This is a genomic window from Streptomyces sp. CRN 30 (assembly GCF_034105845.1).
Window position 1 is genome coordinate 13,831 of the sequence record NZ_JAVRHI010000298.1, and the last position, 22,934, is coordinate 36,764.

25 protein-coding genes are annotated in these 22,934 nt (G+C 72.6%); 13 read left to right on the forward strand and 12 right to left on the reverse strand.

Features of this window, described 5'->3' with window-relative positions; genetic code table 11:
• The first annotated feature begins 98 nt into the window (after positions 1-98).
• The 11 genes from UW392_RS32055 (at position 99) to UW392_RS32105 (ending at position 9,912) form a co-directional block, all read left to right on the forward strand.
• On the forward strand, positions 99-1,100 hold the full coding sequence (locus tag UW392_RS32055) for a GlxA family transcriptional regulator (RefSeq protein ID WP_320778680.1): 1,002 nt from the start codon (positions 99-101) through the stop codon (positions 1,098-1,100).
• 120 nt (positions 1,101-1,220) lie between these two features.
• On the forward strand, positions 1,221-1,397 hold the full coding sequence (locus UW392_RS32060; RefSeq protein WP_320778681.1) for a hypothetical protein: 177 nt from the start codon (positions 1,221-1,223) through the stop codon (positions 1,395-1,397).
• 86 nt (positions 1,398-1,483) lie between these two features.
• The gene (locus UW392_RS32065; protein ID WP_320778682.1) at positions 1,484-2,323 is read left to right on the forward strand and encodes an RNA polymerase sigma factor SigF; all 840 of its coding nucleotides are present in this window, start codon (positions 1,484-1,486) and stop codon (positions 2,321-2,323) included.
• A 60-nt stretch (positions 2,324-2,383) separates the two neighbouring features.
• Positions 2,384-2,806 carry an ATP-binding protein gene (locus UW392_RS32070; RefSeq protein WP_320778683.1) on the forward strand — a complete coding sequence of 141 codons (423 nt, stop codon included), beginning with the start codon at positions 2,384-2,386 and terminating at the stop codon, positions 2,804-2,806.
• A complete protein-coding gene (locus UW392_RS32075) occupies positions 2,803-4,044 on the forward strand; it encodes a phospholipase D-like domain-containing protein (RefSeq protein ID WP_320778684.1) in 1,242 nt (413 codons plus the stop codon). Before UW392_RS32070 ends, UW392_RS32075 begins: the two co-directional genes overlap by 4 nt.
• A gap of 143 nt (positions 4,045-4,187) precedes the next feature.
• The gene (locus UW392_RS32080; protein WP_320778685.1) at positions 4,188-4,931 is read left to right on the forward strand and encodes a DUF1684 domain-containing protein; all 744 of its coding nucleotides are present in this window, start codon (positions 4,188-4,190) and stop codon (positions 4,929-4,931) included.
• Positions 4,932-4,984: 53 nt separating this feature from the next.
• Positions 4,985-6,505: an ABC transporter substrate-binding protein gene (locus UW392_RS32085; RefSeq protein ID WP_320778686.1), complete on the forward strand. Its 1,521-nt coding sequence runs from the start codon at positions 4,985-4,987 to the stop codon at positions 6,503-6,505.
• An 8-nt stretch (positions 6,506-6,513) separates the two neighbouring features.
• Positions 6,514-7,479, forward strand: coding sequence for an ABC transporter permease (locus UW392_RS32090; protein WP_320778687.1), 966 nt, complete (start codon positions 6,514-6,516; stop codon positions 7,477-7,479).
• Positions 7,476-8,351 carry an ABC transporter permease gene (locus tag UW392_RS32095; RefSeq protein ID WP_320778688.1) on the forward strand — a complete coding sequence of 292 codons (876 nt, stop codon included), beginning with the start codon at positions 7,476-7,478 and terminating at the stop codon, positions 8,349-8,351. Before UW392_RS32090 ends, UW392_RS32095 begins: the two co-directional genes overlap by 4 nt.
• Entirely contained in the window at positions 8,348-9,148 is an 801-nt protein-coding gene (locus tag UW392_RS32100; protein WP_320778689.1) for an ABC transporter ATP-binding protein, read from the forward strand. The genes UW392_RS32095 and UW392_RS32100 overlap by 4 nt, the downstream gene beginning before the upstream one ends.
• Positions 9,145-9,912 (forward strand): ABC transporter ATP-binding protein, encoded by a 768-nt coding sequence (locus tag UW392_RS32105; RefSeq protein ID WP_320778690.1) that lies wholly within the window; start codon positions 9,145-9,147, stop codon positions 9,910-9,912. Before UW392_RS32100 ends, UW392_RS32105 begins: the two co-directional genes overlap by 4 nt.
• Here the strand turns inward: UW392_RS32105 and UW392_RS32110 are convergent.
• The gene (locus tag UW392_RS32110) at positions 9,905-10,627 is read right to left on the reverse strand and encodes a GbsR/MarR family transcriptional regulator (RefSeq protein WP_320778691.1); all 723 of its coding nucleotides are present in this window, start codon (positions 10,625-10,627) and stop codon (positions 9,905-9,907) included. The two genes, UW392_RS32105 and UW392_RS32110, sit on opposite strands and share 8 nt — an antisense overlap.
• Before the next feature lie 233 nt (positions 10,628-10,860).
• On the opposite strand from UW392_RS32110, the gene UW392_RS32115 reads away from it, so the two are divergent.
• Positions 10,861-11,526 carry a DUF4097 family beta strand repeat-containing protein gene (locus UW392_RS32115; RefSeq protein WP_320778704.1) on the forward strand — a complete coding sequence of 222 codons (666 nt, stop codon included), beginning with the start codon at positions 10,861-10,863 and terminating at the stop codon, positions 11,524-11,526.
• On the opposite strand, the gene UW392_RS32120 is transcribed toward UW392_RS32115, so the two are convergent.
• The 10 genes from UW392_RS32120 to UW392_RS32165 all read right to left on the reverse strand — a co-directional run bounded on the left by UW392_RS32120 (position 11,523) and on the right by UW392_RS32165 (position 21,197).
• The gene (locus tag UW392_RS32120) at positions 11,523-12,164 is read right to left on the reverse strand and encodes a CoA transferase subunit B (protein ID WP_320778692.1); all 642 of its coding nucleotides are present in this window, start codon (positions 12,162-12,164) and stop codon (positions 11,523-11,525) included. The genes UW392_RS32115 and UW392_RS32120 overlap by 4 nt on opposite strands.
• A complete protein-coding gene (locus UW392_RS32125; RefSeq protein WP_320778693.1) occupies positions 12,164-12,913 on the reverse strand; it encodes a CoA transferase subunit A in 750 nt (249 codons plus the stop codon). The genes UW392_RS32120 and UW392_RS32125 overlap by 1 nt, the downstream gene beginning before the upstream one ends.
• Complete coding sequence (gene fahA, locus UW392_RS32130; RefSeq protein ID WP_320778694.1) at positions 12,910-14,115, reverse strand: fumarylacetoacetase; 1,206 nt, start codon at positions 14,113-14,115, stop codon at positions 12,910-12,912. The genes UW392_RS32125 and fahA overlap by 4 nt, the downstream gene beginning before the upstream one ends.
• 16 nt (positions 14,116-14,131) lie before the next feature.
• A complete protein-coding gene (locus tag UW392_RS32135; RefSeq protein ID WP_320778695.1) occupies positions 14,132-14,980 on the reverse strand; it encodes a hypothetical protein in 849 nt (282 codons plus the stop codon).
• A complete protein-coding gene (locus tag UW392_RS32140) occupies positions 14,977-16,179 on the reverse strand; it encodes a homogentisate 1,2-dioxygenase (RefSeq protein ID WP_320778696.1) in 1,203 nt (400 codons plus the stop codon). Before UW392_RS32140 ends, UW392_RS32135 begins: the two co-directional genes overlap by 4 nt.
• 18 nt (positions 16,180-16,197) lie before the next feature.
• Complete coding sequence (locus tag UW392_RS32145; protein WP_320778697.1) at positions 16,198-17,547, reverse strand: MFS transporter; 1,350 nt, start codon at positions 17,545-17,547, stop codon at positions 16,198-16,200.
• Positions 17,548-17,583: 36 nt separating this feature from the next.
• The gene (locus tag UW392_RS32150; protein WP_320778698.1) at positions 17,584-19,005 is read right to left on the reverse strand and encodes an FAD-dependent oxidoreductase; all 1,422 of its coding nucleotides are present in this window, start codon (positions 19,003-19,005) and stop codon (positions 17,584-17,586) included.
• Between the two features lie 25 nt (positions 19,006-19,030).
• Entirely contained in the window at positions 19,031-19,825 is a 795-nt protein-coding gene (locus tag UW392_RS32155) for an SDR family NAD(P)-dependent oxidoreductase (protein ID WP_320778699.1), read from the reverse strand.
• A complete protein-coding gene (locus tag UW392_RS32160; protein ID WP_320778700.1) occupies positions 19,818-20,669 on the reverse strand; it encodes an SDR family oxidoreductase in 852 nt (283 codons plus the stop codon). The genes UW392_RS32155 and UW392_RS32160 overlap by 8 nt, the downstream gene beginning before the upstream one ends.
• Positions 20,670-20,744: 75 nt before the next feature.
• Positions 20,745-21,197 (reverse strand): nuclear transport factor 2 family protein, encoded by a 453-nt coding sequence (locus UW392_RS32165; RefSeq protein WP_320778701.1) that lies wholly within the window; start codon positions 21,195-21,197, stop codon positions 20,745-20,747.
• Between the two features lie 206 nt (positions 21,198-21,403).
• Here UW392_RS32165 and UW392_RS32170 point away from each other — a divergent pair, with 206 nt between their 5' ends.
• A complete protein-coding gene (locus tag UW392_RS32170) occupies positions 21,404-22,066 on the forward strand; it encodes an IclR family transcriptional regulator (protein ID WP_320778705.1) in 663 nt (220 codons plus the stop codon).
• A gap of 8 nt (positions 22,067-22,074) precedes the next feature.
• Here UW392_RS32170 and UW392_RS32175 read toward each other — a convergent pair.
• A partial coding sequence (locus UW392_RS32175; protein WP_320778702.1) for a helix-turn-helix transcriptional regulator occupies positions 22,075-22,934 on the reverse strand: 860 nt, incomplete at its 5' end.

The following is a 22,934-nucleotide window of genomic DNA, read 5'->3' on the forward strand; positions in this document are numbered from 1 at the left end:
TGCGGCCCGCCCACGACGCTATGGCCCCACCCGTGTGTCGGCAATGTCGTCTACCCTGCAGAAACCGACATCGCCACGTGACCGGCCAGGGGGACCAAGTGGACACCGAGCAACGCCTGATCGCCATCGTCCTCTTCGACGGGGTCGACCTCCTCGACGTCACGGGACCACCGGAGGTGTTCTCCCTCGCCCGCCGGGAGACCGAGGAGGCGGCCGGGTACGACGTCGTCCTCGTCGCCGAGACGACGGACCCCGTCGTCACCGCCGCCGGGGTCCGCGTCCTGCCCGACGCCACCTTCGACGACATGGCGGCGCGCCGCGTCGACACGCTCCTCGTGCCCGGCGCCGTCGAGGTCGACGCCGAGCGCCGGGTGCGCGCGGTCGTCGACCCGGCCGTGGTGGAGCGGGTACGGCGGCTCGCGCCCCGGGCCCGGCGGGTCGCCTCCGTCTGCGTCGGCGCCCACGTCCTCGCCGCCTGCGGGCTGCTCGACGGCAAGCGCGCCACCACGCACTGGTCGACGGCCCGGCAGCTCGCCGCCGAGCACACCGCCGTGGAGGTCGACGCCGACCCGATCTTCGTCCGCTCGGGCAACGTGTGGACCGGGGCCGGCATCAGCGCCTGCCTCGACCTGTCGCTCGCCCTCGTCGCCGACGACCTCGGCGAGGCCGTCGCGCTGCGAGTCGCCCGCCAGCTGGTGATGTACCTCAAACGGCCGGGCGGCCAGAGCCAGTTCAGCGTCCCCCTGGAACAGGTCGACGCCACCCGCCGCGTGGAGGACCTCCGCCACTACATCCTGCGTCACCTCGCCGAACCGCTCACCGTAAGGCGCCTCGCCGAGCAGGCCCACGTCAGCGAACGGCAGCTCACCCGCATCTTCAAGAACGAACTCGGCACGACCCCGCACGCCTACATCGAGTCGGTGCGCGTCGAACGGGCCCGCCACCGCCTGGAGACCACCGACGCCACCCTCGAACGCACCGCGGCCGCCTGCGGCTTCGGCACCGTCGACACCCTCGTCCGGGCGTTCCGCAGACGCCTGGACACCACGCCGAGCGAGTACCGCCACCGCTTCAGGACGGTCCCCGCGCCGGTGGCCTGACGCGGGGTGGGCTCCGGAATCCCGCGGAAATGGGCCCTCTTCCCGATGGCGGCGGCACCGTCGCGAGCGGGAGGCTGGAGCCACGGAACGGGACGTCGTACGGACGGGAGGTCAGGCGCCATGGCACAGCTCCCCGGCGGTCCGCCGCTCTCACCCGCCCGGCGCGGCGCGACCTGGGCGGTCCTCGTCCTCTCCCTCCCGGTGCTCGTCGCCGGACTGCTGCTGCCGCAGGGCCTGCTCCTGGCGGCCGGGCTGGTGATGTCCGGCACAGCGGCGGCGGTGCTCCGCTTTCCGTAGGCATGGGGAGCGCGGCACGGGGTAATCGCTGCTCCGTCGGCCACCGGCCGATCGCCACCGGGGCGAGATCACAGGGAGCAGAGATCATGACGACGACCGTGCGGGCCGCTTCGGACACCCGGGCGATGCCGGACATAACGGACCCGTCGAAGGTGGCACCCAAGGACGCGCGGGAGCTGTCGAAGCTCTTCTTCGATCAGCTCGCGACGCTGGAGGAGGGCACGCCCGAGCACCAGTACGCGCGCAACACCCTCATCGAGATGAACATGTCGCTGGTCCGCTTCGCGGCCGGCCGGTTCCGCAGCCGCGGGCCGGAGGAGATGGAGGACATCGTCCAGGTCGGCATGATCGGCCTGATCAAGGCGATCGACCGGTTCGAGCTCTCCCGCGAGGTGGAGTTCACCTCCTTCGCGGTGCCGTACATCACCGGCGAGATGAAGCGCTTCTTCCGGGACACCTCCTGGGCGGTGCACGTCCCCCGGCGGCTCCAGGAGGCCCGCGTCCAACTGGCCCGCGCCACCGAGGAGCTGCGCAGCCGGCTGGGCCGCACCCCGACGACCAAGGAACTGGCGGAGCTGATGAGCCTGCCGGAGCACGAGGTCGTCGAGGCCCGCGTCGCCTCCAACGGCTACAACTCCGCCTCCCTGGACGCGGCGATCAACAGCAGCGAGGACGGCGAGGCCGCCCTGGCGGACTTCATCGGCACCGAGGACGCGGCCCTCGCGCTGGTCGAGGAGTTCCACGCCCTCGCCCCGATGATCGCCGAACTCGGCGAGCGGGAGCGGCGGATCATCCACTGGCGGTTCGTCGACGAACTCACCCAGAAGGAGATCGGCGAGCGCCTCGGCGTCTCCCAGATGCACGTGTCCCGGCTGATCTCGCGCCTCCTGGCCCGCCTGCGCGAGGGCATGCTGGCCCAGGACTGAGCGGCGCGCCCGCCGCGGGGGAGCGGCGACGGTGCAAGGAACCACCAGGGAGGGACGGCAGTGGACGAATCATCGGTGCGGGCGGTGGGCTGGGCGCGTTCGCTCCCCACGGACACCGGTCCGAAGGCGGCGCGCGACTGGGCGCGGGAGCATCTGGAGACGCTCGGCTGGACCCGCAGCGCCCCGCAGACGGTGGACGACGTGCTGCTGGCCGTCTCCGAACTCGTCACCAACGCGCACGTCCACGCCCGCTCCACCGCGCGGCTCGTCATGGCCTGGGACAGTCAGTGTCTGCACATCACGGTGCACGACGACGACTCCGGCCTGCCCGAGCCGCGGGAGTTCAGCCACGACCGTCCCGGCGGGCGCGGCCTGCTCCTGGTGGACGCGCTGGCCGACGACTGGGAGGCCCGCCCCTGCCCGTACGGAAAGTCGGTCACCGCCTGCTTCTGCCCGGTGCCCGCGGCTGAAGGAGAAGCATGACCACCGAGCAGATCCCGGCACAGGAAACGGCACAGGACACTGAGCGGTCCGCCGCGCGGGCCACCGCTCGGGCCGGTACCGCCGGCGAGCGGGCTCTGCGGCTCCGGCGCCGCCTGGAGCGGCTGATCGGCGTCGCCGCCACCGAGGGAAACGCCCTGGTCCCGCTCCGCAACGGCGACGAGATCTTCCCGGCGATGCTCGACAGCATCCGCTCCGCCGAGCACACGATCGACATGATGACGTTCGTGTACTGGAAGGGCGAGATCGCCCGGGAGTTCGCGCACGCGCTGGCGGAACGGGCCGACGCGGGCGTCCGGGTGCGGCTGCTGCTCGACGGCTTCGGCAGCCGCCTGATCGACAAGGACCTGCTGACCGAGATGGGCCGGGCCGGCGTACAGGTGGCCTGGTTCCGCAAGCCGCTGTACCTGTCGCCGCTCAAGCAGAACCACCGCTGCCACCGCAAGGTGCTGGTCGTGGACGAGCAGACCGCCTTCACCGGCGGCGTGGGCATCGCCGAGGAGTGGTGTGGCGACGCGCGCAACCCCGGCGAGTGGCGGGACACCCACGTTCAGGTGCGCGGACCGGCGGTGGACGGCATCGCCGCGGCCTTCGCGCAGAACTGGGCGGAGTGCCACGACGAGCTCTTCGACGACCGCGACCGGTTCACCGGCCACGAGCCGCAGGGCGACGCGGTGGTGCAGGTCGTGCGCGGCTCGGCCAGCTTCGGCTGGCAGGACATGCAGACCCTGATCCGGGTGGTGATCGAGTCCGCCGAGGAACGCCTCCGGCTGGCCACTGCCTACTTCTCGCCCGACGCCTATTTCGTCGAACTGTTGTGCGCCGCCGCGCGGCGCGGCGTGGAGGTGGAGCTGCTGCTCCCCGGCCCGCACACCGACAAGCGGGTCTGCCAGCTGGCCGGCCAGCACCACTACGAGGACCTTCTCGGCTGCGGGGTGAAGATCTACCAGTACCAGCCGACGATGATGCACGCGAAGGTCATCACCGTGGACCGCGCGGCCGCTCTCGTCGGGTCGACCAACCTGAACCGGCGCTCCCTGGACCATGACGAGGAGGTCATGCTCGCGGTGCTGGACGAGGAGTTCACCGCGACCCTGGACGACCACTTCGACGCCGACATCGCCGCCGCCAGGCTGATGCGGCCGGGGCGCTGGGAGAGACGCTCGCCGCTCCAGCGGGCCCGGGAGGCCGCCGTGCAGCCCATCCGCCGCTTCCTCTGACCGGCGGACCGACCGGCGGACGCCGCGGACACCCGTCTCACCAGGTGAAACGCAGGTTTGACATTAGATGCCCTTATGGCTGATAAAGAATCTGCTTTGGCCAATTATTGACGCTCCGCGTCTACGGCCTTCCTCCTAGCCGAATGACGAGTACCGCCGTGTCCCAGCCCGTCAGCGCCACCCCTCCCGTCGACCCCGCGGAGGAGTGGAGCGCGTGGTGTGCCGGGCGCCGCACGGCGCTCACCGCGCCCATGGGCAACCTCGCCCTCGTGGAGACCCGCTGGCTGCCCGCCGGTGAGCGCCCCGACGCGGACGCGGCGCGGGCCGGGCTCCCCGGCACAGTGGCGGTCACCGCGCTCAGCCGTACCGACCCGGTCACCGGCGAGCCCGAGCACGGCCTGCGCTTCTGGGACGCCGCCGCCCCCGCCATCGAGGCGTTCGACCACGTGGAGGTCTTCCCGTACGACCCCGCGTGGGTCCTGGAGGCGGCCTTCACCCCGGTTCCCGGCGCCCGCCGCGTCCCCTTCGAGCACATCCGCGACAACGGCGGCACCCGTGACCTCGTCGTCCCCGGTGACATCAGCCTCACGATCGACGGCCGCGACTACACGCTGAGCGCCTTCGACGACGACGGCACCCTGCTCCTCGTCTTCGGCGACCCCACCAACGGCGACACCACCTACGGCGCCGGCCGCTTCCTCTTCGTCGAGCGCACGGCCGACGAGCACCGGGTGGTCCTCGACTTCAACCGGGCCTTCGTACCGCCCTGCGGGTTCTCCGACCAGTACAACTGTCCGATGCCGCCGCGGCAGAACCGCCTCCACCTGGCCGTCCGGGCCGGTGAGAAGCGCCCGGTCTTCCGCGACGGCTTCGCCGAGCAGCACTGACCGGCCCCGGTCTCCCCCTCTTCTCTCCCTCCCGCAGCCCGAAGGCACCCACCATGTCCCTGCGCAAGGCACCCCTGTACGCGATCACCACGACGGCCGTCCTCGCCCTCGCCCTCACCGCCTGCGGCGGCTCCGGCGGCGGCTCCGGTGCTTCCGGCTCCACCTGGGACAAGAACGCGACCGTCAACATCGGCTCGCTCTACGAGCCGCAGAACCTCGACAACACCGCGGGCGGCGGCCAGGGCGTCACCGAGGCGCTCAACGGCAACGTCTACGAGGGTCTGTTCAAGCTCACCGACGACGGCGAGGTGGAGAACCTCCTCGCCAAGGACCACAAGGTCAGCGACGACGGGCTCACGTACACCTTCACCCTCCGCGACGGCGTCAAGTTCCACAGCGGCAAGGAACTGACCAGCGCCGACGTCAAGTGGAGCCTGGAGAAGGTGCTCGCCGACGACTCCCAGTCGGCCCGCAAGAGCAACCTCGAGGTCGTCAAGGACATCGCCACCCCCGACGAGAAGACCGTGAAGGTCACCCTGTCGCAGAAGTCGATCTCCTTCGTCTACAACCTCTCCTACGTCTGGATCATCAACTCCGAGGCGAAGGAGCTGAAGACCTCCGAGGACGGCACCGGCCCCTACACCCTGAACAAGTGGACCCGCGGCTCGGCCCTCAGCCTGAACCGCTTCGCCGGCTACTGGGGCGACGCCGCCGCCAACAAGCAGGTCGTCCTCCACTACTACAAGGACGCCACCGCGCTGAACAACGCCCTGCTGACGGGCGCCGTCGACGTGGTCACCAGCGAGCAGTCGCCGGACGCCCTTGAGCAGATCAAGAGCAACGGCAACTACAAGATCAACGACGGCGACTCCACCACCAAGCTGCTGCTCGCCTTCAACGACAAGGCCAAGCCCTTCACCGACGTGAAGGTCCGCCAGGCCGTCTCCGCCGCCATCGACGACAAGAAGCTCCTGGAGTCCGTCTGGGGCGGCTACGGCAAGCTCATCGGCTCGATGGTCCCGCCCACCGACCCCTGGTACGAGGACCTCACCGACGTGGGCGCCCACGACGTCGCCAAGGCCAAGAAGCTCCTCGCCGAGGCCGGTTACGAGGACGGCTTCAGCTTCACCCTCGACACCCCCAACTACGACCCGCACCCCACCGCCGCGACGTTCATCAAGTCCGAACTCGCCAAGGTCGGCATCACCGTCAAGATCAACACGATCACGCCCGACGAGTGGTACACGAAGGTCTACAAGAACCACGACTTCGAGGCGACGCTCCAGGAACACGTCAACGACCGCGACCTCGTCTGGTACGGCAACCCCGACTTCTACTGGGGCTACGACGACAAGCAGGTCACCGAGTGGGTGAAGCAGGCCGAGGAGGCCGACACCACCGACGAGCAGACCGAGCTGCTGAAGAAGGTCAACCGCAAGACCGCCGAGGACGCGGCCAGCGACTGGCTGTACCTGTATCCGCAGATCGTCGTCGCGAACAACAAGCTCTCGGGCTACCCGCTCAACGGCCTGAACTCGCAGTTCTTCGCCTACGACATCAAGAAGAAGGGCTGAGGCGGCCGATGGCCCGCTATCTGCTGCGCCGGCTCGCCTTCCTGGTGGTGTCCCTGGCCCTGGCGAGCGTGGTGCTCTTCGCCCTGCTGCGCATGCTGCCCGGTGACCCGGCCAACGCCCTCACCGCGGTCGGCGCCAGCGACGAGCAGATCGCGGCCGCCCGCCACTCCATCGGCTCCGACCGGCCGCTGCCCGAACAGTTCACCCACTGGCTCGGGCAGCTGGCCACCGGCGACCTCGGCACGTCCTTCGTCAGCTCGCTGCCGGTCGGCCCCGAGGTCACCGCCCGCCTGAACGTCACCGTGCCGCTCACCCTGGCTGCCTTCGTCCTCGCGGTCCTGATCGCCGTACCCGCCGGCTTCGTCGCCGCCCACAAGCGCCGCACCTGGTACGGCGCCCTGCTCAGCGGCGTCTCCCAGCTCGGCATCGCCGTCCCCGTCTTCTGGCTCGGCATGATCCTCATCGCGGTGTTCGCGCTGAACGCGGGCTGGCTGCCCTCCGGCGGCTTCCCGCAGGACGGCTGGGCCGCACCCGCCGACGCGATCCGCTCGCTGGTCCTGCCGGTCGTCACCATCGCCCTCGTCATGAGCGCGTCCCTGATCCGCTACGTCCGCTCCGCCACCCTCGACGTGCTCGGCAGCGACTATCTGCGCACCGCCCGCGCCCTCGGCGAGAGCTTCGGCGCCGCCATGTGGCGCCACGGCCTGCGCAACGCCTCCGTCCCGGTGATCTCCATCCTCGGCATCGAACTCGCCTCGACACTGCTCGGCGCGGTCGTCGTCGAGTCGGTGTTCGCGCTGCCCGGCCTCGGCTCGCTGCTGGCCACCGGCATCGCCCAGCACGACTACCCGGTCATCCAGGGCGTCCTGTTCGTCTCCACCCTCGCCGTGCTGGTCATCGGCTTCCTCGCCGACCTGGTCCAGCGGATCGTCGACCCGCGACTGCGCGGCCGCCTCTCGGGAGGGGCCCGATGACCACCCCCACCGACCTCCTCGCCGCCCCGGCCGAACCCCGCGCCGGACGCCGCACCCGCCGGACCTCCGTCACCCTCACCGTCGGCCTCGTCCTCACCGGCCTGGTCGCGCTGCTCGCCGCGGTGTCCTACCTGTGGCTGCCCTACGGAGTCGACGACACCTCCGGCGGACGGCTCGCCGGACCCGGCGACGGACATCTCCTCGGCACCGACAAGCTCGGCCGCGACCTGTTCACCCAGCTGATGACCGGCTCCCGGATCGCCTTCGGCGCGGGCCTCGGCTCCGTCACCGTCGCCGCGCTGATCGGCGTCACGCTGGGCGTCCTCGCCGCCTTCGCGCAGGGCTGGCTCGACGACACCCTCTCGGCGTTCCTCGACATCCTCATCGCCTTCCCGACGCTGCTCCTGGCGATGCTGGTGGTCGCCGCCCGTTCGGCCACCCTCGGCTCGGCGGTCCTCGCCATCGGCCTGGCGCAGAGCGCGGTCGTCGCCCGCCTGGTGCGCATCCTCGTCAAGCGAGTGCTGACGCAGGACTACATCACCGCCGCCCGCACCTCCGGCACGTCCTGGCCGCGTACGGTCGCCGCACACGTCCTGCCGAACATCTGGCCCACTCTCGTGGTCAACCTGGCCCTCCAGTTCGGCCTCGCCGTGCTCGCCGAGGCCGGGCTCTCCTACCTCGGTCTCGGCGCGCCGCCGCCCAACGCGTCCTGGGGCCGCATGCTCCAGGAGGCGCAGGCCACCTTCACCACCGCACCGGCCGGCGCCCTCGCCCCCGGCATCCTCCTCGTCGTCCTCGTCATCGGCGTCAACCTGATCGCCGACGGACTGCGCGACGTCCTCGACCCGGCTGCCCGCGGGAGGCGGTCATGACCCTGCTCGACGTCTCCGCACTGTCGGTCCGCGCCGCCGACGGACGGCCCCTGGTCACCGACCTCTCCTTCACCGTCGCGGGCGGCGAACGCCTCGGCCTGATCGGCGAGTCCGGCTCCGGCAAGTCCCTCACCACCCTCGCGCTCCTCGGCCTGCTGCCCGAGGGCATGACCGTCACCGGCAGCGCCGTCCTCGCCGGGACGCAGGTCGTCGGCGCCCCGGAGAAGCGCCTCGCGGCGCTGCGCGGCAGGGACGCCGCCGTCGTCTTCCAGGAGCCGCTGACCGCCCTCGACCCGCTGATGCGCGTCGGCCGTCAGATCGCCGGCCCGCTGGGCCGCCGTACGGGTCTGAGGGGACGCGCGCTGCGCGACGCCGTCCACGAGGCGCTCGCCCAGGTCCGGCTGCCCGAACCCGACCGTGTCGCCAAGGCGTTCCCGCACGAGATCTCCGGCGGCCAGCGCCAGCGCGTCGCCCTCGCCGCCGCCCTCGCCTGCGAGCCCGCCCTGCTCATCGCCGACGAACCCACCACCGCCCTGGACGTCTCCGTGCAGGCCGAGATGATCGACCTGATCGACACCCTCGTCCGCGAGCGGGAGATGGCCGTGCTGTTCGTCAGCCACGACCTCGCCGTGGTCGCCAAGGTGACCGACCGCGTCCTGGTCATGAAGGACGGCCGAGCGGTCGAGCAGGGCGCGGTACGGGACATCGTGGGCGACCCGCGCGAGGAGTACACCCGGAACCTGGTCGCCAGCGCCCGCGCGCTGGAGTCCGCCCTGGACCTGAGGAGCGCGCCGTGACACCCGTGCTGGAACTCACCGACGTGGCCGCGCGCTACCGGGGCGCCCGCACCGACGTGGTCAGCGGCGTCTCCCTCGCCGTGGCGCCCGGCGAGAGCCTCGCCCTGGTCGGCGAGTCCGGCGCCGGCAAGACCACCCTGCTCCGTCTCCTGCTGGGCCTGGCCCGCCCCACCGCCGGCACGGTCGGCTTCGACGGCGCGCCGCTCTCCCCGCGGGACCGGGAGCAGATGCGGCGCTTCCGGCGCAGCGTCCAGTGCGTCTTCCAGGACCCGTACTCCTCCCTCGACCCGCGGCGCCGCGTCGGCTCGATCGTCGCCGAGCCGCTGCGCTCCCTGGGCCTGGACTCCCGGGCGAGCGCCGCGCCGAAGGTGGCCGCCGCCCTGGTCCACGTCGGCCTGCCCGCCGATGCCGCCGAGCGGTACCCGCACGAGTTCTCCGGCGGCCAGCGCCAGCGCATCGCCATCGCCCGCGCCATCGTCTGCGAACCCCGCGTCCTGCTCGCCGACGAACCCGTCAGCGCCCTGGACGTCACCACCCGCGTCAAGGTGGTCGAACTGCTCGCCGAACTGAAGCGGGAGCGGGGCCTCACCCTCGTGATGGTCTCCCACGATCTGTCCGTCGTGGCCTCCCTGTGCGAACGCACCGCCGTCCTGGAACGCGGCCGCGTCGTCGAACAGGGCGCCACCTCCCAGGTCCTGGGCGCCCCCGCGCACCCGTACACCCGTCGCCTCCTCGACAGCGTGCCGCGCCTGCCCGTCAGCTGACCGGGGGCCGCGGCGTGTGCAGGACCTCGCGGGCCTGTTCGGCGGCGCGGGTGATGCTCTCGCTGATGAAGTCGAGGAACCGGGCCACGTTCTCCAGCCGGGCGGCGGCGGGGGAGTCCGCGCCGAGGACGGCGACGCCCTGGCGCGCGGTCGCCACGAGCCGGTCGTTGGCGCGGGCACTGGCGATCGTCGCTTGATAGAACAACTCGTCGTCGACGACGTAGCGGTCCCGGCGCTGCCCGTCGCGTTCCCGGCGGACGAGGCTCTGGCTCTCCAGGTAGGCGACCGCCTTGGAGACCGACGCCGGGCTCACCCGGAGCTGCCGGACCAGATCGGACGCGGTGAGACTGCCGGTGTCACCGAGGTACAGGGCGGCCAGCACCCGCGCCGGCATCTTCGCCAGGCCCGACGACATGAGGACGGTGGTGAACTCCTCCTCGTACTCGGCCACGGCCGCCGTGTCCCGCCCGTGCGACGGGGGAGCCGCGTCCGGCTCGCGGACGGCGGCGGGGCCGCTGCGCCGGGCACGGCGTTCGGTGGCGCGGTGGGCGAGGTCGGCGCGGTAGGCGGTGGGGCCGCCGTTGCGCATCACCTCCCGGGTGACGGTCGACGTCGGCCGGTCCAGGCGCCGGGCGATCTCGGCGTAGGAGAGGCTGTCCGCCAGTCCCAGCGCGATCTGCCGTCGTTCCTGCTGGGTGAGCCTGCCTCCGGGCATCGGGGTCTCCCTGGTTCCGCTGCGGTCCGTAGCTCCTCCAGCATAGCGTTCACGCACGGGCCATTGCAATGAAGGGCGAGGGGTTCGTTGCGTTACTTGCAGAACCGTTGCAACACTTCTATGGCTATGAGGTGCGTAAACAGCATCTCAATGCAATAAGCGTGTTGTCGTTAGGTGGAAAGCAACGTAGCGTTTCTGGTGTCGGAAACAGTGAGCGAGCACGGGAGACCATGATGCAGAAGTTCGACACCACCGCCCCGATCTCCGCCGTCCTGGAGATCCCCGCCGGGCGCGTCCGGTTCATCGCCGCCGACCGTGCCGACACCACCGTCGAGGTGCTGCCCGCCGACTCCTCCAAGGCCCGCGACGCCAAGGCCGCCGAGCAGACCACCGTCGACTTCGCCGACGGCGTGCTGCGGATCCAGGCCCCCGCGTCCAAGAGCGCGGTGTTCGGCTCCTCCGGCGCCGTCGAGGTCACCGTGCAGCTGCCCGCCGGCTCGCACGTCGAGGGCAGGTCGGCCGCCGCCGAACTCCGGGGCGTCGGACGCCTCGGCGACGTCGTCTTCGAGGGCGCCTACCGCCAGGCGAAGATCGACGAGGCCGCGGGCATCCGGCTCACCGCGCTGGAAGGGGACGTCGTCGTCGGCCGCCTCACCGGCCCCGCCGAGATCAGCACCCTGAAGGGGGACATCCGCATCGCCGAGGCGGTACGCGGCACCGTCGTCCTCACCACCCAGTCCGGTGACATCTCGGTCGACGTCGCGGCCGGCGTCTCGGCCACCCTCGACGCCGGCACCTCCCACGGGCGGGTCGGCAACTCCCTGAAGAACGACGGCGCCGCCGAGGTGGAGATCCGCGCCACCACCACCCTCGGCGACATCACCGCCCGCGGCCTCTAGACGGCGACGGGGAAGACGACCTCGGCATCGGTGGCCGCGCGGACCCGCTCCGGGGTGACACCCGGAGCCAGCTCGGCCACCGTGAGCCGCGGCGGCGTGACGTCGAAGACGCCGAGGTCGGTGATGACACGGTCCACGCACGCCGCGCCGGTGAGCGGCAGGGTGCAGGCGCGCAGGATCTTGGGTCGGCCGTCCTTGGCGGTGTGGTCCATCAGCACCACGACCGTACGGGCCCCGTGCACCAGGTCCATCGCGCCGCCCATCCCCTTGATCATCTTGCCCGGGACGGTCCAGTTGGCCAGGTCGCCGCCGGTGGAGACCTGGAGGCCGCCGAGGATCGCGGTGTCCAGATGACCGCCGCGGATCATGCCGAAGGACAGCGCCGAGTCGAAGAACGAGGCGCCCGGCACCAGGGTGACCGTCTCCTTGCCCGCGTTGATCAGATCCGGGTCGACCTCCTCGGGCCGGGGGTAGGGGCCGACACCGAGAAGGCCGTTCTCGGAGTGCAGGACCACGTCGACCCCGGGCGGCAGGTGGTTCGGCACCTGCGTGGGCAGGCCGATGCCGAGGTTGACGTAGGAGCCGTCGGTCAGTTCGGCGGCCGCGCGGGCGGCCATCTCGTCACGGGTCCAGGGCATCAGCGCACCGTCGCCTTCTCGATCGTCCTGCCGGCGGCCTGCACGGGTGTGAGGGCCAGCACCCGCTGCACGAAAACACCCGGCAGGTGCACCTCGTCCGGGTGCAGCGCCCCGTCCACCAGTTCCTCCACCTCCGCGACGGTGACCGCACCGGCCATCGCCGCCAGCGGGTTGAAGTTGCGGGCCGCGCGGTGGAAGGCGAGGTTGCCGTACCGGTCCCCGCGCGCCGCCCGCACCAGCGCGAAGTCGGTGGTGACCGCCTCCTCCAGGACGTGCGTACGGCCCCGGAACACCCGCTGCTCCTTGGGCGGGGAGGCCACCGCCACCGCGCCGTCCGCGGTGTACCGCCAGGGCAGGCCGCCGTCCGCGACCTGGGTGCCGACCCCGGCCGGGGTGTAGAACGCGGGGATGCCGCAGCCCCCGGCGCGCAGCCGCTCCGCCAGCGTGCCCTGCGGGATCAGCTCCACCTCCAGCTCACCGCTCAGATACTGGCGGGCGAACTCCTTGTTCTCGCCGACGTAGGAGGCCGTCACCCGGCCGATACGGCCGGCGGCGAGCAGCACGCCGAGGCCGTGGCCGTCGGTCCCGCAGTTGTTGGACACGACCTTGAGGCCGCCGACGCCCCGTTCGTGCAGCGCGTCCAGCAGCACCGTCGGGATGCCGCACAGCCCGAACCCGCCGACGGCGAGGGAGGCGCCGTCACCGATACCGGCCACGGCCTCGGACGCGCCGGTGACCACCTTGTTCACGCGAGCCGCCCTTCTGAGACGATCCGGCCGCGGACCTCGCCGAAGCCGATCCGGGTACCGTCGGGACCCGGCGCCGTCGCCGTGATGACGACCTCGTCGCCGTCCTCCAGGAAGGCCCGCTCCGAGCCGTCGGACAGCCGCAGCGGCTCCTGCCCGTTCCAGGTCAGCTCCATCAGGCAGCCGCGCTCCCGCGGACCGGGGCCGCTGACCGTGCCGGAGGCGTAGAAGTCACCGGTGCGCAGCGAGGCGCCGTTGACGGTGAGGTGCGCCAGCATCTGGGCCGGCGTCCAGTACATGGACGTGAAGGAGGGGGAGGAGACCAGCTCGCCGTTGAGGCGGACCTCCAGGGCCAGATCGAGGCCCCAGTCCTCGCCGTCGCGCAGGTACGGCCTCGGCTCCTCGGTCCGTGCGGGCGGTGCGGTGCGGGCGGCCTGAAGCGCCTCCAGCGGCACGATCCACGGGGACACGGACGTCGCGAAGGACTTGGCGAGGAACGGGCCGAGCGGCACGTACTCCCACGCCTGGAGGTCGCGGGCGCTCCAGTCGTTGACGAGGCAGACACCGAAGACGTGGTCGGCGAAGTCGTCGACGCCGACCCGGGTGCCCCGCGCGGACGGGGTGCCGACGACGAAGCCCACCTCGGCCTCGATGTCGAGCCGCCCCGACGGGCCGAAGGGCGGCGGGCCGCCGTCGGCCGGGCGGGTCTGCCCCCAGGGGCGGACGACGTCCGTGCCGGAGACGACCAGTGTGCCGGAGCGGCCGTGGTAGCCGATGGGCAGGTGCTTCCACTGCGGGGTGAGCGGCTCCTGCCCCGGGCGCAGCATCCGGCCGATGTTCGCGGCGTGGTGCTCGGAGGCGTAGAAGTCGACGTAGTCGGCGGGTTCGAACGGCAGCAGCAGCCGCACCCGGTCGACGCGGTGCAGCGCCGGTTCCACGGTCTCCCGGTGGGCGGGGTCGGTGAGCAGGGTGGTGACCCGGGCGCGCACCTCCCGCCAGCGGGTGCGGCCCTGCGCGAGGAAGGCGTTGAGCGAGGGTCCGGCGAACGTGTCGTCGTCCAGGGCACGGGCCAGGTCCAGGACATGGTCGCCGAGGGCGACACCGACCCGGGGAGCGCCGCCCTCCGGGACGAACACGCCGTAGGGGAGGGTGTGCACGGTGAACGGCGAGTCCTCGGGCACGGGGACCCAGCTGGAGGAGGTCATGGCGGGGGCAGTCCTTTCAGACGGTGTCGAGGAGGGTGCGGGCCTCGGACACCGGTGTGGCGGTCGAGCAGGAGCCGTAGGAGACGAGCAGGGCGCGGGCGGCGGTGACGGCCGGACCGGTCAGCGCGGCCAGCTCCCGGGCGAGGGTGTCCGCGTCCGTCGTCTTCAGCGCGGCCGTCACCCCGGTGCTGTCACCCGGGTCGGCCGCGGCGCGCGCGGCGGCGAGCAGGAGGTTGAGGTATCCGTGGTGGGTGAAGCCGGTCCCCGGGTCGTGGTGGCGCACCGCGTGGTGCAGTCCGGCGGTCGCCTTCAGCGGCACGCCGGCCCGCGCGCAGGCCGTCAGGACGTGCGCGACCTCGGCGGGGGAGGGGAACAGGTCCGCGCGTACGCCGCCGCAGCGCAGCTTCGCCCCGGTGCCCGTGCGGTCCGCCGCCGCGAGCAGGGCGTCGATGCCCGCCGGGGCGGCCGGTTCGAGGAACACCGGCACCCCGCTGCCCTCGGTGGCGGCCAGCACGGCCGGTACCGCCACCGCGGGGTCCTCGCCGAACGCGGCCGACTCCGCCTCGACCAGCGCCGTCTCCAGCCGGTCGTCGGCGGCGACCGTCGCGAGCGCGGCGCGCAGCCGGGCACCGGGATCGCCCGGCCCCGCCGCGCTCAGGATCAGGCCCAGCCGCAGCCGGTCGTCCGGCTCCAGCACGGCACGGATCTCCTCCAGGCGGCCCACCGGAACGAGGAACCGCAGGGTGTGCATCGGGTGCGCGGCGGCCCGGTCCCGGCGGTGCCGGGCCACCGCCTCGGCCGGGTCCAGCGCGGTCGGCGGGAACAGCCCGGCGTCGTCGACTAGCCCGGCGAGCAGCGCGCTCACGCGGCCGGCCCCCGTCCCGCCCACGTCCAGGCGTACCCGGGGTCCTCGACGGCGAGGGCGGCCTCGCCCAGCTCCAGCGGGCGGAACGTGTCGACCATGACGGCCAGTTCGTCGAAGGACTCCGCGCCGACGGACCGCTCGTAGGCGCCGGGCTGCGGGCCGTGCGCGTGCCCGCCCGGGTGCAGCGACACCGAGCCCTGCCCGATGCCGGAGCCCTTGCGGGCCTCGTAGTCCCCGCCGCAGTAGAACATCACCTCGTCGCTGTCCACGTTGGAGTGGTAGTACGGCACCGGGATCGCCAGCGGGTGGTAGTCCACCTTGCGGGGCACGAAGTTGCAGATGACGAAGTTGTCGCCCTCGAAGACCTGGTGCGCGGGCGGCGGCTGGTGGATCCGCCCCGTGATCGGCTCGAAGTCGTGGACGCTGAAGGTGTACGGGTAGAGGCAGCCGTCCCAGCCGACCACGTCGAAGGGGTGCGTGGCCTGGGTGAACACCGTGCCGAGCACCTCACCGCGCGGCCCCCGGTGCTTGACGTACACGTCGATGTCGGTGCCGGTGGCCAGCAGCGGCCCGGCGGGACCGTGCAGATCGCGCTCGCAGAACGGCGCGTGCTCCAGGAGCTGTCCGTTGCGGGAGAGGTAGCGACGGGCCGGGGAGATGTGCGAGTTGGCCTCCACGCAGTACAGCCGCAGCGGCTCGTCGCCCTCGGGGAGCCAGCGGTGGGTGGTGGCGCGCGGCAGCAGGACGTAGTCACCGGCGCGTGCGGTGAGGGTCCCGAACACCGTCTCCACGGTGGCGGAGCCGGACTCGACGTACACGCACTCGTCACCGATGCCGTTGCGGTAGTACGGCGAGACCGCGTCCACCACGGCGTAGGAGATCCGTACGTCGCCGTTGCCGAGCAGCAGCCGCCGCCCGGTGACGGCGTCGGTCTCCCGCCGGCCGTCGCCGGACCACAGGGCGTGCGGCCTCAGGTGGCGCGGCTTGAGCGGGTGGTTCGCGGTGGTGTCCTGGCCGGTGAGGTCCCAGACACGGGAGTCCGTGACGGCCGAGGGGATCTCCCGGTGGTAGAGCAGCGAGGAGTCGGAGGAGAAACCCTCCTCGCCCATCAGCTCCTCGAAACGCAGCCGGCCGTCCGGGTCCCGGTGCTGGGTGTGCCGCTTGGGCGGGATGTCACCGACACTGCGGTAGTAAGGCATGGGGTCTCCTCGACGAGGTCAGACATGTGCGGCGGCGCGCGGCGCGGGCGCTTCGGCGGGCTGCCGGTCCCGGGGCACCTTCAGGAAGGCGAGCATCACGGCGCACACCACGAGACAGGCGATGGGGAAGTACAGACCGACGGTGACGTCGTCGGCGGTGGCGTTCCTGCCGATGATGTACGGGCTGAAGAAACCGCCCAGCGCGGCGATGGAGTTGATGCCGGCCAGCCCCACCGCGGTCTGCCCGCGCGGCAGCACCCGCGCCGCGAGCGCCCAGTACGGCGCCATGTAGCCGAGCACACCGATCGCCACCAGCGACAGGCAGACCATCGCGGGCACGGGGTCGTGCCGGAAGACGATGGTGCCGGACAGGCCGACCGCGCCCAGCAGCATCAGGGCGATGACGTGCAGGCGCCGCTCGCCCGTACGGTCGGAGCTGCGGGCGACCAGCAGCATGCCCGCCGCGCCCACCAGGTACGGGATGGTGCCGAGCAGACCGATGTTGGTCGCCGAGTACGACGGGTCGAGCTGCTGGACGATCTTCGGCAGGAAGAAGGAGAAGCCGTACAGACCGCACGCGGCGAAGAAGTTGGCGAAGGCCAGGTACAGCACCTTGCGGTTCTTCATCGCCCGCAGCTGGTCACGGACGGTCTCCTTGTGGCCGGGGCCGTCCTCGTACTCCTTGTCGATCTCCGACTGCAGCCAGCGGCTCTCGGCCGGGGTCAGGAACCGGGCGTCGGCCGGCCGGTCCGGCAGCCAGACCAGGGTGACGAGGCCGATGAGGATCGCGGGCGCGCCCTGGAGGATGAACACCCACCGCCAGCCGCTCATGTCGGCCCAGTGGACGTGGTCGAGGATCCAGCCGCCGGTCATCGAGCCGAGGATCATGGCGACGGGCTGCGCCAGCGCCAGCATCGCGATGGCCCGGCCCCGCTCACGGCCCCGGTACCAGAACGTCAGGTACAGCAGCAGACCCGGGAAGAGCCCGGCCTCCGCGATGCCCAGCGCGATCCGCGCGACGTACAGGTGGGTGACGCTGTGCACGAACCCGGTGACCACGGTCACCAGACCCCAGCTGATCGCGATCCGGGCCAGCCACAGCCGGGCCCCGACCTTCTTCAGCATCATGTTGCTGGGGATCTCCAGCACCACGTAGGCCAGGAAGAAGATCGCGGCGACGGCGCCGAACGTGGCCGTGGTGATGCCCAGTTCGTGCTCCATGCCGAGCTGGGCGTAACTGATGTTGGACCGGTCCATGTAGTTGAACACGTACAACAGGCCCACGATGGGGAAGATCCGGTAGGTGACCTTCCGGGTGACTCTGCTGCCCAGGGCGGCGGTGTCCTCGGCGTTGAGGTGCGCTCCCATGACGGCTCCTGAGGGGAAGAGGGGAGAGGGGGAGGGTCAGTGCCCGCGGGCCGCGGTGCGGCCGGCGACGCGCCCCATGGTGAGGGCGTTGGCGACGGCGTTGCCGCCGCCGACGTACCGCATGCCGAGCACCCCGCCGCCGGCCTCACCGGCGGCGAACAGCCCGGGTACGACGGTGCCGGTGCGGTCCAGTACGGCCGCGTCGTGGTCGATCTCCAGACCGGTGTGCGTGCACACCAGCTCGGCGGGGAGCACCCGGGCCGCGTAGAACGGCGCGGCGACGAGAGGGTCGGGCGCCCCCGGGGAGCCCTTCGCGGCGAGGGAGTCCTCACGGCGGAACTCCGGGTCCTCGCCGGTGGTGGCGAGCTGCGCGTTCCACCGGGAGACGGTGGCGGTCAGCGCGTCGGCCGGTACGTCCATGGCGGCGGCCAGTTCCGTGAGGGTCCCGGCGCTCGGCAGCCGCCCCGACCGGACCTCCTCGGCGACGCGCTCGGGCGTCCAGTCCGTGTATCCGGCGGGCAGCCCCAGCCGGGCCTTCTCGTCGAACACCGCCCACACCGGGCCCTCCTGGGCGAGGATGACCCCGCCGGAGACGGCGTACGAGGCGTCCTCGTCCATGAAGCGCCGCCCCGCGGAGTTGACGTGCACCCGGGACTTCGGCGGGAAGCCGGCCTGCCAGTGGTGGTAGCGCTGGAAGTACGCGGTCGGCAGCATCAGCCCCCAGCCGTGCCCGGTGAGCGCCGCCCCGGTCTGCTCGGCGAACGCGAAGTGGTCACCGCGGCTGCCGGGCGCCGCCACCACGAACAGTGAGTCGCCCGCGTCGCGCGCCTCGGGGTAGTACCGGTCGAGCAGCCCGGGGTCCTGGGCGAAGCCGCCGCTGGCGACGACGACCGCGCCGGCCCGGACCTCGATGCCGTCGGCGACCACGCCCACGACCCGGCCCTCCTCGAACAGCAGCCGCTCCACCCGGGTGTCGAGGACGGCCTCGACGCCGCGTTCGCGCCGGGCCCGGTCCAGCACCTGGACCAGGCCGTAGCCCTGGTCGCGGGGGACGTGGCCGCGCCAGACGTCCTCCACGCCGGCCCGGCACAGGCCCGGGGTGTGCGCGTCGGGCGACTCGGCGGCGGGGACGTCGAGGCCGAGGCCCAGCAGCCACTCCAGGGTCGGGCCGGCGGCTCCGCAGAACGCCCGTATCAGCCCCGGTTTGAGCCGCCACTGGTTGAGGTCCATGTAGTGCTGGAAGTGCCGCTCGGCGGTGTCCTCGACGCCCAGCCCGCGCTGCACGCTGGTGCCGGCCGCGGTGAACAGGCCCGCCGACAGCTGCGTGGAGCCGCCCAGTTCGCGCTCGGACTCGAACAGCAGCACCTGCGCGCCCCGTTCGGCGGCGCTGACCGCGGCGGCGAGACCGGCCCCGCCGCCGCCCACCACGATCACGTCGAGCGCGTCGAAGTCCGTCATGACAAGCTCCCTTCGGAGTGACGCATCACAGCTCTCCGGCGGCGTCGTCGAGGATGCGGTGGTACAGCCCGTTGGAGACGAGACCGCCGTCGAGGGTGACCTCGCCGCCGGTCATGTACGTGCTGCGGTCGGAGAGCAGGAACAGCACCGCGTCCGTCACCTCGCCCACCTCGCCGAGCCGCCCCGCCGGGATACTGCGCCGGGCCGACTCCACGAAGGCGTCCGAGCCGGCGAGCAGACCGGTGCCGACCAGCCCCGGGTGGAGCGAGTTGACCCGGATGCCCCAGGCGGCCAGCTCACCGGCCGCGGACTTCGACAGCCCCGTCAGGCCCCACTTGCTCGCCGAGTACGAGGGGGAGAAGTAGCCGATCCGACCGGAGATCGAGGAGATGTTGACGACGGAACCGCCTCCGCTGTCCCGCATCAGCGGCGCGCAGGCCCGGATGGCGTGGAACGGCCCGTACAGGTTGATCCTCAGGACCCGGTCCCACACCTCCTCGGTGGTGTCCATGAACCGCAGCCGCCGCGAGATCCCGGCGTTGTTGACCAGCCCGTCGAGGCGGCCGTCCGACTCCCGTACGGTGTCCACGGCCGTCCGCCAGGCGGCCGGGTCGGTGACGTCCAGGGTGTGCCCGGTGGCCCGGCCGCCCGCCGCGGTGATCTCCGCCACCACGGGCGCGGTGTCGGCCACGTCGGCCAGGTGGACGTGGCTGCCGCGCTCGGCCAGCGCGCGGGCGTGCGCCGCGCCCATACCGGCGGCGGCCCCGGTGACGAGGACGACGGACGGGTAGCGCACCGTCTCCCGGTGGCCGTCAGACATGGCGCGAGCCGCCGTCGACGGCGATGCTGTGCCCGGTGACGTACCGCGCGCTGTCGGAGAGCAGGAACAGCAGCACGCCGAGCACCTCCTGCGGGGAACCGAGGCGGTGCAGCGGCACGCTCTCCAGGGCGTGCGCCAGCGCCGCCGGGTCCTCCTGGACCCACCGCGTCATCTCGGTGTCGATGTAACCGGGCGCGATCGAGTTGACCCGCAGACCCCGGTCGCCCAGCTCCACGGCGAGCGACTCGGTGAGGTGGGCCACCGACGCCTTGGACGCGCAGTACGCGCCACGGCCCTTGCGGACCCGGACGGCGGACACCGACGACATGTTGACGATGGCCCCGCCGGGCGCCATGTGCCGGGCGGCGGCCTGCGAACCGAACAGCACGCCCTGCACGTTGACCTTCAGCACGGCGTCGATCTGCTCGGGCGAGATGTCTCCGACGAAGGCGTGCGGGAAGATACCGGCGTTGTTGACCCAGTGGTCCAGGCGGCCGGTCTCCCCGTGCGCGAGCCGGGCCAGTTCCTCGTGCCCCGCCGGGTCCACCACGTCCACGGCGGCCGGGACGACCCGCCCCCGGACCGTGCCCTCCGGCAGCGACTCACGCGAGGCGTTGACGGCCTCGGCGGTCTCCTTCATGGCGACGAGGTCGATGTCGGCGGCGATGACGTGCACGCCGCGCAGCGCCAGTCCCTCGGTGAAGACGGCCCCCATGCCGCGGGCGGCGCCGGTGACGACGGCGGTGGTGCCGGCCAGTTCGGGATGGACGGCGGACGGCCGTCGGCCGACGACCCGGCCGGGGCCTTCGGCGCCGGGTGCCAGGGGGTGGGCGGTGTCGCTCATGGGTGGTTCCGTTCCTTCGTCGTCGAAGTGCGGTGTCGAAGCGCGGTCGGGCGGGGGAGGGGCTGCTCGGCTTGTTCAGCCCGGTGGGTCGTCGTCGCGGCGTACGGTGCGGGCCGCGATCCGCAAGCCGTCGCCGGCGCCGTCCCGGACGACCCGGTCGGTGAGGGTGGTGAACCGTTCGGTGCGCGGGGTGCCGCCCCGGGGCGTCGCGACGATCTGGAGGTACGCCTCCACGCGCAGGGCCCCGTCCCCGTCGGTGCCGGTCACGGCGACGTTGCCCACCACGTGCCGGCGCACGACGCCCTCGGCGGCGCACCCGGCGGCGAACCGCTCGGCGAACGCGGTCAGGGCGGCGGTGCCGGTCACCGGCTCGGGATAGGTGGGCGAGTCGAAGCGGCCGTCCGCGGTGAACGTCGCGGCCCACTCGGCGGCGCGGCCGCCGTCGATGAGATGGCTCTGCAAGTGGTAGAGCTGATGGATTTCGGCCAGTGCGGCACTGGCGGGAAACGCGGGCGTGCCGGCCTCCATGCGGGCGTCCCTTCGGCTCGTGGTCCCCGTCGGCGCCGTCCCGGGCGGCCGACGAGGGGGAGCTTGCCGCACACCAACGCGGTGTGCGATAATCGCACTCACTGTGCGAATAATGGGAGCATAGGCAGCGTGGCCGAAACTCGTCAAGGGATGGATCCGTGAACCCACCACAGCCGACCCGGTCGGCCCCCGCACTCGACACCGGCATGTCCAAGACGCTCCACCACGGACTGCTGATCCTGAAGGTCCTCTCTGAGCACCCGAGGGGCCTGACCGTCAGCGAACTGGCGGAAGCCGTCGGGGTGCACCGCACCGTCGCCCACCGCCTGGTGCGCACCCTGGAGGCGCACCAGCTCTGCCGCCGGGACCACCAGCGCCGTATCGTCCTCGGCACCGGACTGGTGAGCCTCGCCGAACCGGTCCAGCAGGACCTGCGCACCCTGGCAGGACCGGTCCTCGACGAACTGGCCGAGACCACCCGCGCCACCGCGCACCTGCTGGTCAGGGAGGGCGCCGACGAGATGCGGGCGCTGATGGTGGTCGAACCCCGCGGCGCCCTCGTGCACGTCTCCTTCCGGCCCGGTCAGACCCACCCCGTCGAGCAGGGCTCGGGCGGCCTCGCCCTCCTCGCGCACGGCCCGCACCGCGCGGGGGAGCGCCCGGAGGTCACCGAGGCCCGCGCCAACGGGTACGCCGTCACCATGGGCGAGGTCATCCCCGCGGTGACCGGCATCTCCGCCGCGGTCCCCGCCCGCGACGGCGACGCCACGGCCAGCATCGGCATCTCGGTCTTCGACCACACCGGCCTCGACACCCTCGGCGCCACCGTCGTGGCGGCGGCGCGACGCCTGGGCGAACTGCTCGACTGACCTCGCCGTCAGCCGGCGTCGGTGACGACGTCCCTGAGCTGGGAGCGCGCGGTGATGCCCAGCTTGGGAAAGGCCCGGTACAGGTGCGACCCGACCGTCCGCGGCGAGAGGTACAGCTTCTCCGCCACCTCCCGGTTGGTCAGTCCCGTGGCCGCGAGCCGCACGATCTGCTGCTGCTGGGGCGTCAGCCCGGCGAGGGCGTCGGGCGGCGGCGGCTCGGTGGCGGCACCGGCGGCCCGCAGTTCGGCGCGGGCCCGCCGCTCCCACGGCCGCGCGCCCAACCGCCGGAACAGCGACTCGGCCTCGGCCAGTACGGGCCGCGCCCGCGCGATCCGGCGCCGGCGGCGCAGCCACTCCCCGTACGCCAGCAGGGTCCGCGCCTGCTCCCACGGCCTGCGGGCGAGCGCCGGGGCCGCCAGCGCCCGGCCGAAGTGTGCCTCCGCCGCGTCGGGAGCGGCGAGCAGCGCCCGGCTCAGCTGGACCAGGGCCGACCTGCGCGGTGCGAGGGGGCCCGCGTCACCGAGGGCGCGTTCGGCCTCGTCCACGGCCCGTGCGGCCTCCTCCGGCGCACCGCGGTGCGTGGCGGCCGACGCCAGGTCCGGCAGCGCCGGAGGGGAGAGGTGGTAGTGCACGGGCCGGCCGTCCTCGTCGAAGGCGGCCCTGAAGTGCGCGTACGCCGTCTCGTGGTCGCCCTCCGCCGCGGCGGCCGTCCCCAGCGCGCGGTGGGCGAGGACCAGCACCGAACGGCTCTCCAACGGATCGATCAGCGACAGGGCGTGCCCGGCCCGCTCCCGCGCGCCCGCCGCGTCCCCGAGCAGGGCGCGCAGCAGGGCGTCGGTGGCGGCGGCACAGGCGGCGGCGTGGCCGA

Coding starts and splice junctions, on each gene's coding strand:
- UW392_RS32060 (WP_320778681.1), top strand. CDS start 1,221: ATGGCACAGCTCCCCGGCGGTCCGCCGCTCTCACCCGCCCGGCGCGGC.
- UW392_RS32065 (WP_320778682.1), top strand. CDS start 1,484: ATGACGACGACCGTGCGGGCCGCTTCGGACACCCGGGCGATGCCGGAC.
- UW392_RS32075 (WP_320778684.1), top strand. CDS start 2,803: ATGACCACCGAGCAGATCCCGGCACAGGAAACGGCACAGGACACTGAG.
- UW392_RS32080 (WP_320778685.1), top strand. CDS start 4,188: ATGACGAGTACCGCCGTGTCCCAGCCCGTCAGCGCCACCCCTCCCGTC.
- UW392_RS32085 (WP_320778686.1), top strand. CDS start 4,985: ATGTCCCTGCGCAAGGCACCCCTGTACGCGATCACCACGACGGCCGTC.
- UW392_RS32090 (WP_320778687.1), top strand. CDS start 6,514: ATGGCCCGCTATCTGCTGCGCCGGCTCGCCTTCCTGGTGGTGTCCCTG.
- UW392_RS32095 (WP_320778688.1), top strand. CDS start 7,476: ATGACCACCCCCACCGACCTCCTCGCCGCCCCGGCCGAACCCCGCGCC.
- UW392_RS32100 (WP_320778689.1), top strand. CDS start 8,348: ATGACCCTGCTCGACGTCTCCGCACTGTCGGTCCGCGCCGCCGACGGA.
- UW392_RS32110 (WP_320778691.1), bottom strand. CDS start 10,627: ATGCCCGGAGGCAGGCTCACCCAGCAGGAACGACGGCAGATCGCGCTG.
- UW392_RS32115 (WP_320778704.1), top strand. CDS start 10,861: ATGCAGAAGTTCGACACCACCGCCCCGATCTCCGCCGTCCTGGAGATC.
- UW392_RS32120 (WP_320778692.1), bottom strand. CDS start 12,164: ATGCCCTGGACCCGTGACGAGATGGCCGCCCGCGCGGCCGCCGAACTG.
- fahA (WP_320778694.1), bottom strand. CDS start 14,115: ATGACCTCCTCCAGCTGGGTCCCCGTGCCCGAGGACTCGCCGTTCACC.
- UW392_RS32140 (WP_320778696.1), bottom strand. CDS start 16,179: ATGCCTTACTACCGCAGTGTCGGTGACATCCCGCCCAAGCGGCACACC.
- UW392_RS32145 (WP_320778697.1), bottom strand. CDS start 17,547: ATGGGAGCGCACCTCAACGCCGAGGACACCGCCGCCCTGGGCAGCAGA.
- UW392_RS32150 (WP_320778698.1), bottom strand. CDS start 19,005: ATGACGGACTTCGACGCGCTCGACGTGATCGTGGTGGGCGGCGGCGGG.
- UW392_RS32155 (WP_320778699.1), bottom strand. CDS start 19,825: ATGTCTGACGGCCACCGGGAGACGGTGCGCTACCCGTCCGTCGTCCTC.
- UW392_RS32160 (WP_320778700.1), bottom strand. CDS start 20,669: ATGAGCGACACCGCCCACCCCCTGGCACCCGGCGCCGAAGGCCCCGGC.
- UW392_RS32165 (WP_320778701.1), bottom strand. CDS start 21,197: ATGGAGGCCGGCACGCCCGCGTTTCCCGCCAGTGCCGCACTGGCCGAA.
- UW392_RS32170 (WP_320778705.1), top strand. CDS start 21,404: ATGTCCAAGACGCTCCACCACGGACTGCTGATCCTGAAGGTCCTCTCT.